Annotated in this window: 12 protein-coding genes; 8 read left to right on the forward strand and 4 right to left on the reverse strand. The window is 62.8% G+C overall.

The genetic code is table 11. From position 1 onward, the window contains the following. Window positions 1-9 precede the first annotated feature (9 nt). Window positions 10-348, forward strand: a complete 339-nt coding sequence (locus KJQ12_RS07230) for a hypothetical protein (RefSeq protein ID WP_015253911.1) — start codon at window positions 10-12, stop codon at window positions 346-348. Window positions 349-418: 70 nt separating this feature from the next. Here KJQ12_RS07230 and KJQ12_RS07235 read toward each other — a convergent pair whose 3' ends face one another. Both KJQ12_RS07235 and KJQ12_RS07240 read right to left on the reverse strand, forming a co-directional pair. Further along, window positions 419-736, reverse strand: coding sequence for a dehydrogenase (locus tag KJQ12_RS07235; protein WP_213484069.1), 318 nt, complete (start codon window positions 734-736; stop codon window positions 419-421). 108 nt (window positions 737-844) lie between these two features. Further along, window positions 845-1,291, reverse strand: coding sequence for a cupredoxin domain-containing protein (locus KJQ12_RS07240; protein WP_213484070.1), 447 nt, complete (start codon window positions 1,289-1,291; stop codon window positions 845-847). A gap of 172 nt (window positions 1,292-1,463) precedes the next feature. On the opposite strand from KJQ12_RS07240, the gene KJQ12_RS07245 reads away from it, so the two are divergent. The 3 genes from KJQ12_RS07245 to KJQ12_RS07255 all read left to right on the forward strand — a co-directional run bounded on the left by KJQ12_RS07245 (window position 1,464) and on the right by KJQ12_RS07255 (window position 3,393). Next, window positions 1,464-2,081 (forward strand): DedA family protein, encoded by a 618-nt coding sequence (locus KJQ12_RS07245; protein WP_213484071.1) that lies wholly within the window; start codon window positions 1,464-1,466, stop codon window positions 2,079-2,081. A gap of 89 nt (window positions 2,082-2,170) precedes the next feature. Beyond that, window positions 2,171-2,737 (forward strand): thioredoxin family protein, encoded by a 567-nt coding sequence (locus KJQ12_RS07250; RefSeq protein WP_015253915.1) that lies wholly within the window; start codon window positions 2,171-2,173, stop codon window positions 2,735-2,737. Between the two features lie 2 nt (window positions 2,738-2,739). Further along, window positions 2,740-3,393: an MBL fold metallo-hydrolase gene (locus KJQ12_RS07255; protein ID WP_015253916.1), complete on the forward strand. Its 654-nt coding sequence runs from the start codon at window positions 2,740-2,742 to the stop codon at window positions 3,391-3,393. A gap of 44 nt (window positions 3,394-3,437) precedes the next feature. Here KJQ12_RS07255 and KJQ12_RS07260 read toward each other — a convergent pair whose 3' ends face one another. Both KJQ12_RS07260 and KJQ12_RS07265 read right to left on the reverse strand, forming a co-directional pair. Continuing rightward, on the reverse strand, window positions 3,438-4,163 hold the full coding sequence (locus tag KJQ12_RS07260; protein WP_213484072.1) for a hypothetical protein: 726 nt from the start codon (window positions 4,161-4,163) through the stop codon (window positions 3,438-3,440). A 42-nt stretch (window positions 4,164-4,205) separates the two neighbouring features. Next, complete coding sequence (locus KJQ12_RS07265; RefSeq protein WP_213484073.1) at window positions 4,206-4,640, reverse strand: DUF2500 domain-containing protein; 435 nt, start codon at window positions 4,638-4,640, stop codon at window positions 4,206-4,208. 140 nt (window positions 4,641-4,780) lie between these two features. Here KJQ12_RS07265 and KJQ12_RS07270 point away from each other — a divergent pair, with 140 nt between their 5' ends. From KJQ12_RS07270 to KJQ12_RS07285, 4 genes are all read left to right on the forward strand, one after another. Beyond that, window positions 4,781-5,971 (forward strand): hypothetical protein, encoded by a 1,191-nt coding sequence (locus tag KJQ12_RS07270; protein ID WP_213484074.1) that lies wholly within the window; start codon window positions 4,781-4,783, stop codon window positions 5,969-5,971. 31 nt (window positions 5,972-6,002) lie between these two features. Continuing rightward, the gene (locus tag KJQ12_RS07275) at window positions 6,003-7,205 is read left to right on the forward strand and encodes a hypothetical protein (RefSeq protein WP_213484075.1); all 1,203 of its coding nucleotides are present in this window, start codon (window positions 6,003-6,005) and stop codon (window positions 7,203-7,205) included. Between the two features lie 67 nt (window positions 7,206-7,272). Continuing rightward, complete coding sequence (locus KJQ12_RS07280) at window positions 7,273-9,564, forward strand: Tex family protein (RefSeq protein WP_244860489.1); 2,292 nt, start codon at window positions 7,273-7,275, stop codon at window positions 9,562-9,564. An 80-nt stretch (window positions 9,565-9,644) separates the two neighbouring features. Beyond that, window positions 9,645-10,304: a nitroreductase family protein gene (locus KJQ12_RS07285; protein WP_213484076.1), complete on the forward strand. Its 660-nt coding sequence runs from the start codon at window positions 9,645-9,647 to the stop codon at window positions 10,302-10,304. Window positions 10,305-10,367: the final 63 nt, after the last annotated feature.

Raw genomic sequence — 10,367 nt, forward strand, 5'->3', positions numbered from 1 at the left:
GGGATCGCGATGCGCAAACCGTCAAAGCCGAAATCCGCGCGGAGATGGAGACTGAATTCCGCGGCGAACCTTCAGAGCCCGAACAGTCCGATTCTGGATCGGCTGACCGTCGTATGGGTGCAGTCGAACGGCGTGCCCTTCGATACGACGGGGTTTATTGCCCGTCTGTACCGAAACGGCGTGCTTGTGCAGACCGCCGCCTTCGACCGCTTCGGCGTCGTCCGGTTCAGCGGCGTCGCCACGCTCACGCGGGTAAGCTATACGCTGCGCGTGTTCGATTCGAACGGGTTCCTGTTCCGCACGCGGACGATACCCGCGGGCGTCGAGACATTCGCCGTCATCGGCTGATGCCGAGCGGCAAGCCCCCGCATGCAGCCGTGCCGGCCCGGACCGGCGCGGCTTTCCCGCCTTAACTGCCTCAACCGCCGAATGCCGAGCGGAACGCCGCGCTGAGCCGCTTCGGTTCCACGTCCCAAAGCGCCGCAATGTCCGGGCAGACGTTCGCTTCCCACCAATCGGCCAGCTTCTTCCGGTTGTCCCGATGCTCGTGAATCCAGAGCAGATTTTCCGCCACCTTGCGAAAATAGAGCTTCTCCGCTTCCTCGACTTTCTCCGCCGGAATGTACCGGTTCAGCCGTTTGATGGTGCGGTACAGTTCAACGTTGCAGGCGCGTCGGATTTTGCGTGCGGAAGGATAGGCGGCTTCGTGCTTGCCTCCCGGCTGCTGCAGTCTCATCAGTCCGATCACCTCGCCATGCTGCGGCTTGCGCCGCTGGTTCAGCCTGAAGCATTGTATGCATGGCGAAAGGCGGCGGGCACATGGCCGCGCCGCCGGGACGCAACATCATTGCACGCGAATGTAGCCGACCATCGGGCCGTTCTGTTCGAGATCCCGGTGCGTCAGGCAAACGATCGGGTAAGTGCCCGCGTGTTCGGGAGTGAAACGGACGACCGTCGTTTCTCCCTTGCGGACGATGCCGCGGACGCCCAGCCCTTCGATGACGAACGGATGGCTCCCGCCGTTGACGCCGGTGATCTGCAGCTCGACCGGCTGCCCGCGGCTCACGACAATATGGCCGGGGTCCCAGCGGTAAACTTCGATTTTCTGCCCGTTCGGCCCGGTGCTGCTGAACTCGCCCGTCACCAGATGGTAGACGCTGACCTCTTCGGGCTTGCCGTTCGCCAGAATCGCCTGTTCCCATCGCAGGTATGCCAATGCCAGGATGACCGCCGCCGTCAGCGCGAGCGCCAGATAGAACTTCCGTTTATGAATGAAATAGACTTTGGACATGGCCCGCCACCTCTCGCATAGAATGTTCATGGACAATCTATGCGCGGTCTTGTCCGCGCATGCCTGAGCTGCGGAAAATGCCCGGGCCCCGCGCAACCCCATCGTTCTGGAAGTCTGGTGTGCGGGTGTGATAGAATACGGAACAGATTGCGATTTTCGGAGGTGCTGGCGGATGGAACACTGGATTACCGAATTCATGGAATCATACGGATACTTTGGCATTCTGCTGCTTATCGCGATTGAGAATCTCTTTCCGCCCATCCCTTCGGAAATCATTCTGACCTTCGGAGGTTTCATGACGACGACGTCAAGCATGACGATCTTCGGCGTCGTGCTGGCTGCGACCCTCGGCTCGATGGCGGGCGCCATCCTGCTGTACGGCGTCGGGCGGGTGCTGTCCGCGGAGCGGCTGGAGGCGATCGTCGTCCGCTACGGCAAGATTCTCCGGCTGAAACCCGAGGATATCCGGAAGGCGGACGCCTGGTTCGACCGGTACGGCCCGTGGGCGGTTTTCTTCGGACGGCTTGTGCCGCTTGTCCGCAGCCTGATCTCGATTCCGGCCGGCAGTTCCGGTATGAACTTCACGACCTTTCTCGTGCTTACGACGGCCGGCTCGCTCATCTGGAATACGGCGCTCGTCAGCATCGGCGCCGCCGTCGGCGCATCGTGGGAATCGATCGTGCACTATATGGATGTCTACTCGTATATCGTCTACGCGCTGATTGCTTTGGGCGGTATTGCCTTCATCGTCTGGTTCGTGCGCAACCGCGTGCTGAAAGAGCGCAAGTAGCCTTTCGGACCGGGCCGGGCGGGCGGTTGAGACGGGCGGGCGGCTCTGGTAACATGGATGGAAGATTGAGGGAAGGATGGCGATCCACAATGGCAAAATCGGTGGCGGACAAGCTGGGACGCGGCATCTCGCCGCGCGCGTTCATGGACGGCATGACGCAAAACAAGGAGACGTTCGTCTCGCTCTATGAGCATTTCGCATGGCCGAGCGAGGAAGACCGGGAGTTCTTCGAATCGCTCCGGTTTCGGGACGATCTGCGCTGCCTGATTCTGATGGCGGACTGGTGCGGCGATTGCGTCAAAAACATCCCGCCGGTGTTCCGGGCGCTGGAAGCGGGCGAGGTGCCGATCGACGTGCTGATCAAGGAAGAGCATCCGGATACGATGCAGCAGTTCCTGACGCTCGGCGGCGAGTCGGTGCCGGTCGTCATTTTCGCCGATACGGGCGGCGCGGTGCTCGGCACCTGGGGGCCGCGCCCCGGGCACGTGCAGGAAGTGATGGTCCGCTTCAAGCAGGAAAATCCCGACCGGAACGCGCCCGGCTATCAGGAGAAACTGGCCGCGGTGCGTGAAGAGATCAAGAGGAGGTACGGAGAGGGCACGGGTTACCAGGCGCACGTCCTGAGGGAAATCCGCGAGCTCATCTCCGGTTTCTGACGATGGAGGACATTCGCATTGAGACGTTCACGCTCGGTCCGCTTGAGACGAACGCCTATCTGGTAATGGATGCGGAAGGCGCCAAAGCTTTCGTGATCGATCCCGGCGCCGGTCCGAAGCGGTTGCTGGAGCGCATCGAAGCGCTCGGCGTCAAAGTCGAGGCGATCGTGCTGACCCATGCGCATTTCGATCACATCGCGGGGGTCGAGGAGGTGCGCCGGGCTTGCCATTGCCCGGTCTATGTGCACGACCTGGAGGCGGACTGGCTGACCGATCCGCGCAAGAACGGCTCCGCACGGTGGCCGGACGTGACGCCGCCCGTCGCGGCCGAGCCGGCCGAACACGCGCTTGAGGACGGCATGAGCCTCAAGCTTATCGGCCGCGAATTCCGGGTCATCCATACGCCGGGCCACTCTCCGGGCAGCGTCAGCCTGCTGCACGGCAGCCATCTGTTCGGCGGCGACGTGCTGTTCCGGATGTCGGTCGGCCGGACGGACCTGCCCGGCGGGCGGACGGAAGACCTCGAGCACTCGATCCGGAACAAGCTCTACAAGCTGCCGCCCGAAACGCGCGTCTACCCGGGACACGGCCCGCAGACGACGATCGGATTCGAGATGACGCACAACCCTTACGTTCCGGCGCTGCCGCAAAGTTGATCAGGAACAGGAACCTCGCCGCCCGTCGGGCCGGCGAGGTTCTGCTATATTGCGGGCTTCCCGTTCACCCGCCGCAGCATGAACAGTCCGACCGCGCCGGAGAGGAGAAGGGTCATCCCCGCCAGCGCCGTAACATATGGGTACAGGATCGGGTAGAACAGCGACAGCCAGACATTCAGCACATTCGATTCATATCCGAAGGACATCGGCGTCGCGAAGTTGGCGAGCCGCGTCCGGTAGAGCGGGTGCGTGTGCTCGCCGTATGCGAACGTTTCTTCCTCGACGGTGCCGTCTTCCGACACCAGAAGGATCCGCCAGCGCAGTTCTTCCATCGGGGAAGGCGCGTTGTCCGCATGCCCGTCGATCCGCTGCACAATGGCCAGCCGGACCGTTCCCGTCTTGCGGTCGGTCAGCTCGGCCAGCGCGAGATAGCCGTGGTAACGGTTCGAATCGCGGTAAGCGGGGCGGATGACCGCATCCGCGGCAATGGAATGGTCGCGCCCGTTCACTGTGATGCGGATCGGGCCGTGCCGCCGCTCCTCCGTCGGTTTCGTGAATTCATCCCGCAGTTCGATCCGGTTGCCGCGGAAATCGAACACGTAAGCTTCCCCCGTGAATCCGTCGGGCTCGATCGGAATCCGCTGTATCGCATACTGGTTCCTTGCTTTCTCGGCAAGCGCGTATTCCCGATAGTGGGCGTAGAGCATCGGAGCGGAGACGGCCAGGAGCAGCACGCCGACCATGATCATGACCCAGACGCCAATGCGCATGACCCTGTCTGCCTCCTCGTTGAAAGGTAACGATCCTTCGCCTTACATGCCGGGATTGTGCCCCATATGCGTCATCGGCTGGCGCTCGAACGCGACGATCCAGTCTCCCTGAATGGCCGCATAGCCGACATCCCCCTCGACCACGAGGCCGTACAGATTTTTCACATCGAGAAATTCCCGCCGTTCGCCGTTCTCGAATTCCAGCGTGATGTAATAGTCCGTGCGTGAGCCGAAGCCGTGATGGACGGCGCCGTCCGCATGATGATGCATGTTCGAGCCTCCCGTCACCTCCATCCGTTTCGCCGCGACGCGGGCGTAGACGGTCCGACGGGGCGCGCGGGTGTTGCGAATGTGGCGGGCAATTCCGACGACGACTATGGCGAAGAAGGCGGCGAACCCGATCAGGATGATGATCGGCATCAAGGTGAACATGAAATCGAAACCGCCGAACGGTCCCGGAGAGAACGGATCGTGCATGGACTTCCTCCTGTTTCCGGTGCTGTCATTTATATACGCCGAATGGAGAGAAACGTTTCAGCGGGCTGTCTGTGAAACTTTTCCATTCCGCGCTCGTCTAACTTTGCAAAATCATTCGTTCTCGTAATGGAGGTTCAGGCATGCGATCGAAAAGTTTCGTTCGGTTGTTGTCCGCCTTGTTGGCGCTGTCTGTTGCAACCGCGGGTTACCCGCTCAGGGATGCGGCCGCGGCGGAAAAATTTTTTGCCCGTCACGCCTATACGGACCCTTCGACCGGCGAGGTGTTCTTCGATGTGATCCGCAATTCCGAACCGTACCAGCTCGTCGTGTTCCGCACGGCGGACGGCGAATGGATGCGTCTGCCGGACGGTGTGCGCGGCATCGGGCTTGACGACCGCACGGGCTGCGTCCGCGTATCCACCTATTCGGCTCCGTTCCATGACGTCTGCTATGACGCCGCGGCGGACGCGTTGGTCTACACCACGGCGTTCGAGCCTTCCCCGAGCGGCAAATGGGGACTGAAAATCGTCTCGTTCTACGAATCTTACGTACCGACGAATGTGCATACCTCAACGCCGCAGCCGAGCATCCATTACGGTTCCCACACCTCGCAGAAACAGCATCTCCTCTTGTTGAAAAACAACGCGACCGGCGAGATCCGGCAGCTTGCCATAAGCGACAGGTATCCGGACTATCGTTGGCTGGCGGACGGCACCCTGCTGCTGGAGCGGTTCAGCGAGACGGCACGGCAGAACGAGCTGGTGCGCATCAACCCGGCGACCGGCGAGGCGAAGCGGTTCATGCTTGGTTCCCTGCGGGGGTACAACGCGGAGCACAATTTGCTGCTCTATGTGATGAATGAGCCATCGCGGAAGCTGCGGATTTACGATTTCCGGACCGGGAAGTCCCGCCTGGCGAAGGAAGACGAGGAGAAGCTGTTCTATCCCGATTTCGGAACGCCGGGTGACAAAGAAGCAGAGCCCGTCCTGCCGGCGGATCTCGATCTCGATGCGCTTCCGGTTGCCGAAACGGGGATTCGGGAGGAACATGCCGCGGTGCTGACACTGGACGGCGCTGATATCCCGCTGCCCTTCGCGTTTGCCGGATTGGACGGGGAGACGTATGTGCCGCTGCGGCCGCTTGTCGACCGGGGATGGACATTGAGGAAGGAACCGCTTGCCGAAGGCGGCCACGACTATATCGTCGAATCGGAGCGGGGTAGCCTGCGGCTGAACCGGGCGAACAGCATGGCGCTGAACGACCGGTTGTACATTCCGATCCGGCTCATCCGGTCGCTGGGCCATGAAGCCGGGTTGAAGTGGAATCGTTGAAACGATGCGATCTGATCAGGAGGTTGCGATCATGAAATGGAGAAAAACGATCACGGCGGTTCTGTTTGCAGGCGCGCTGACCTCCGCTGCCTGTACCGGCTTGACGCCGACGGGCGCGCATGCGGCTGCCGGGGAGCCCTATCAAGCCGACTACGTCTATACGGATTCCCGTACCGGGGAGGTGTTCTTCAACGTTTACCGAGGCGCGGAAAGTTTCGTCGTGTTCCGCACGGCGGACGGAGAATGGATGCGGCTGCCGGATGGCATCGCCCGTCTGTGGTCCGGTTCCGAAAGCGGCTGCGCATTCTTGTTCGCTTATCCCCCGCACCCGGAGCAGTACTTCAACGCCTGCTATGACGCGGAAGCGGACGAAGTGGTCTACCACACGGAGTTTGCGCCTTCCCCGAACGGCAAATGGGGATTGAAGATCGTCCCGTACTATGAGCCGTTTGATCCGGCGAACGGGCAAACGTCGTATCCGGGGTCGATCATCCGCTACACATCCCGCACCATACAGAAAAAAGAAACCGTCCTGCTGCGAAACAACGCGACCGGCGAGATCCGGCAGCTGGCCGTCAGCACCAATGCCATGCCATATTACTGGCTGGCGGACGGCACCCTGCTGCTGCAGAAATTCAGCGAGACGGATCGGCAGAACGAACTGGTGCGCATTAATCCGGCGACCGGCGAGGCGAAGCGGTTCATGCTCGGTTCCATGCGGGGGTACAACGCCGAACGCAATCTGCTGCTCTATGTGATCAATGAGCCGGAACGGCGGCTGCGCATTTACGATTTCCGCGCCGGGAAGTCCCGGCTGGCGAAGGAAGGCGAGACCGAGCTGTTCTATCCCGAGACCGAAGTGTCGCGGGAAGAGCGTCCGGAGCCTCCTTCCTTGCCGGAGGATCTCGATCTTGACGCGCTGCCGGTGGCCGACACGGGGATTCGGCATGACTATGCCGCGGTGCTGACGCTGGACGGTGCGGATGTGCAGCTGCCCTTCGCGTACGTCGGACTGGACGGAGAGGCGTATGTGCCGCTCAAACCGTTCGTTGCACGGGGATGGACGATGCGGCAGGAATCGTCGGATGGCGGCCATGAATATGTCGTCGATACGGGCCGGGGCGAACTGCGGCTGAACCGCGCGAACAGCATATCGCTGAACGACCGGTTGTATCTTCAGCTCCGCCTCATCCGGTCGCTCGGCCATGAAGCCGAATTGAGGTGGCTGCGCTGAAAATTGCAACACTTGGACCGATCTGCGAAAATGGGAAGGAAACTGTCGGCTGACAAGGATGGTGTGCATGAGCAGATCGGACAACGCATGGGATACGGAGAAGGAAAAGGGGGCGGAACTTGCCGAAACGATCACGGCGCGTGAGGCGACTTCCGCCGAGGCGCTGACGCCGGAGCAGGAGGCGGCCGAACGCGAACGGATCGTGAAGCTGATCGGCGCCGACCTCGGATTGCCGGCCGGGAAAGTGGGCGCGGCGGTCCGGTTGCTGGAGGAAGGGAACACGATCCCGTTCATCGCCCGCTACCGCAAGGAAATGACGGGCGAGCTGGACGAGCAGCAGCTGCGGGACATTGCGGAGAAGCTGAACTATCTCCGCAATCTGGAGGCGCGCAAGCGCGAAGTGATCCGGCTCATCGACGAGCAGGGGAAACTGACGGACGAGCTGCGGGAAGCCATCGCACGGGCGGTGAAGCTGCAGGAGGTCGAGGACCTGTACCGTCCCTATCGCCAGAAGCGCAAGACGCGGGCAAGCGTCGCGAAGGAGCGGGGGCTGGAGCCGCTCGCGGAATGGCTGCTCAGCCGGCCGCGGCACGGAACGCCGCTTGAGGAGGCGGCAAAGTACATCCATGAGGAGAAGGGCGTTCCGACGGCCGAGGAAGCGCTGCAGGGCGCGATGGACATCATCGCGGAACAGCTCGCGGACGACGCGCAGATCCGCGCCTGGGTGCGGAGCCACACGCAGACCCACGCGGTGCTGGTGTCCGCGGCGAAGGACCCGGAAGCGGAGTCGGTCTACGAGATGTACTACGACTACCGCGAGCCGGTTCGCCGGATGCCGCCGCACCGCGTGCTCGCCGTCAACCGGGGCGAGCGGGAAGAGGTGCTGAAGGTGTCGCTGGAGCTCGACCCGGCACGCATCCTGGACTATATCGGACGCCGGATCGCGCTCGACCGGCAGCCGGAAGCCGTGCGCGATGTGCTGCGCGCTGTGGTCGAAGACGCCTACAAGCGGCTCATCGCGCCGTCCATTGAACGCGAGGTGCGCGCCGAAATGACGGCGCAGGCGGAGGAGCACGCGATCGGCATATTCGCCGCGAACCTGCGCAGCCTGCTGCTGCAGCCGCCGGTGAAGGGGCGGGTTGTGCTCGGCATCGACCCGGCATACCGCACCGGCTGCAAGCTGGCCGTCGTCGACGAGACCGGCAAGCTGCTGGCGACGGACGTCTGCTACCCGACGCCGCCGCACAACAAGACGGCCGAGGCGGAGAAGCTCGTGAGCGGGCTGATCGACCGGTACGGCGTCACGCTGATCGCGATCGGCAACGGCACCGCCTCGCGGGAGACGGAGCAGTTCGCCGCCGATCTGATCCGCAAGCGGCGCGATGCGGGGCTGGACGCCGGCGGACTGCAATACGTCATCGTGAGCGAGGCGGGCGCCAGCGTCTATTCGGCTTCGAAGCTGGCGGCCGAAGAATTCCCGGACCTCGACGTCGCGGAGCGCAGCGCCGTGTCGATTGCCCGGCGGCTGCAGGACCCGCTCGCCGAGCTTGTCAAGATCGAGCCGAAGGCGATCGGCGTCGGGCAGTACCAGCACGACGTCAATCCGAAGCGGCTGGACGAGAGCCTGGGCGCCGTCGTCGAATCGGCGGTCAACCATGTCGGCGTCGACGTCAACACCGCGTCGCCTCAATTGTTGTCGTATGTCGCCGGCATCAACGCGGCGCTCGCCCGCAACATCGTCGCGTACCGCGAAGCGAACGGCAAGTTCACGGACCGCAGCCAGTTGAGGTCGGTGCCGCGGCTCGGCGCGAAGACCTACGAGCAATGCATCGGGTTCCTCCGCGTGCCGGACGGCGCGCAGCCGCTCGACCGGACGCCGATCCACCCGGAATCCTACGGCGTCGTCGACCGGCTGTTCGCGATGCTGGGGCATACCGTGCACGACCTGGGGACGGAAGCGCTGAACGCGAAACTGCGGGAACTCGATCCTGCCGAAGCCGCCGAACGGCTCGACGTCGGCGTCCCGACGCTGCGCGACATCATTGACAGCCTGCTGCGCCCGGGACGCGACCCGCGCGAGGAGCTGCCGCCGCCCGTCTTCCGGACGGACGTGCTCCGCATCGAGGATCTCGCGCCCGGCATGGAACTGAAGGGCACGGTTCGCAACGTGATCGACTTCGGCGCCTTCGTCGACATCGGCGTCAAGAACGACGGGCTTGTCCATATTTCACAGATGAGCGACCGCTATGTGAAGCATCCGCTGGATGTCGTATCCGTCGGCGATACGGTGACGGTCCGCGTGCTGTCGGTGGACGTGAAGCGCGGGCGCGTCAGCCTGACGATGCGCTCGGGCGAATGACGATTCTTTCGTGCCGGAAGCGATTTGTGATAGAATAGAAATTGGAGAGCGAAACCATCGGAATACAAGGAGTGAGAGAGATGCGTACTGATCAAGCTTTTCGTCTGGCTGAGCGGATTCCGGCCGACTTCGGCGAAGTGATCCGCACGCGCCGGTCCGTCCGGCACTACGATCCGAATTTCGTGCTGAGCCGGGAAGAAATCAAGTCGCTCCTGGCCGACACCGTGCTGGCGCCGTCGTCGAACAACCTGCAGCCGTGGCGCTTTCTCGTGATCGATCAGCAGGAAGACAAAGAGAAGCTGTATCCGATCGCGTACAACCAGCGGCAGGTGCTCGAAGCTTCGGCCACGATCGCCGTGCTGGGCGATATCGAAGGCTACAAGCGGGTGGATGAGATCACCCGGATTGCGGTCGAGCGCGGCTATATGACCGAGGAATTCGCCGCGCAGCAGCGGGAGCGGGTTGCTTCGTCCTACGGATCGATGAGCAGGGAAGCGCTCAAGCAAATCGCCCTGATCGACGGCAGCCTGGCGTCCATGCAGCTCATGCTGGCGGCGCGGGCGCGCGGCCTCGATACGGTGCCGATGGGCGGATTCGATCACGGGCAGTTCATCAAGGCGTTCAATGTGCCGGACAACTATGTACCGGTCATGCTCATCGCCGTGGGCAAGGCGGCAGCCGAAGGGCGCCCGACGGCGCGGCTCGCGGTCGACGATGTGACGACCTGGGGCAGTTTCTGATAGTGCGATAAACGACAAGGCCGGCCGGCATCCCTGTGATGCCGGCCGGCCTTGTGCGCGGCA

The sequence above is a fragment of the Thermobacillus xylanilyticus genome (assembly GCF_907165215.1).
GTDB lineage: Bacteria > Bacillota > Bacilli > Paenibacillales > Paenibacillaceae > Thermobacillus > Thermobacillus xylanilyticus.

Excerpts from the sequence above, each read along its gene's own strand:
- KJQ12_RS07245 (WP_213484071.1), top strand. The coding sequence starts at position 1,464 with ATGGAACACTGGATTACCGAATTCATGGAATCATACGGATACTTTGGC.
- KJQ12_RS07235 (WP_213484069.1), bottom strand. The coding sequence starts at position 736 with ATGAGACTGCAGCAGCCGGGAGGCAAGCACGAAGCCGCCTATCCTTCC.
- KJQ12_RS07275 (WP_213484075.1), top strand. The coding sequence starts at position 6,003 with ATGAAATGGAGAAAAACGATCACGGCGGTTCTGTTTGCAGGCGCGCTG.
- KJQ12_RS07240 (WP_213484070.1), bottom strand. The coding sequence starts at position 1,291 with ATGTCCAAAGTCTATTTCATTCATAAACGGAAGTTCTATCTGGCGCTC.
- KJQ12_RS07265 (WP_213484073.1), bottom strand. The coding sequence starts at position 4,640 with ATGCACGATCCGTTCTCTCCGGGACCGTTCGGCGGTTTCGATTTCATG.
- KJQ12_RS07255 (WP_015253916.1), top strand. The coding sequence starts at position 2,740 with ATGGAGGACATTCGCATTGAGACGTTCACGCTCGGTCCGCTTGAGACG.
- KJQ12_RS07230 (WP_015253911.1), top strand. The coding sequence starts at position 10 with ATGCGCAAACCGTCAAAGCCGAAATCCGCGCGGAGATGGAGACTGAAT.
- KJQ12_RS07280 (WP_244860489.1), top strand. The coding sequence starts at position 7,273 with ATGAGCAGATCGGACAACGCATGGGATACGGAGAAGGAAAAGGGGGCG.
- KJQ12_RS07270 (WP_213484074.1), top strand. The coding sequence starts at position 4,781 with ATGCGATCGAAAAGTTTCGTTCGGTTGTTGTCCGCCTTGTTGGCGCTG.
- KJQ12_RS07285 (WP_213484076.1), top strand. The coding sequence starts at position 9,645 with ATGCGTACTGATCAAGCTTTTCGTCTGGCTGAGCGGATTCCGGCCGAC.
- KJQ12_RS07260 (WP_213484072.1), bottom strand. The coding sequence starts at position 4,163 with ATGCGCATTGGCGTCTGGGTCATGATCATGGTCGGCGTGCTGCTCCTG.
- KJQ12_RS07250 (WP_015253915.1), top strand. The coding sequence starts at position 2,171 with ATGGCAAAATCGGTGGCGGACAAGCTGGGACGCGGCATCTCGCCGCGC.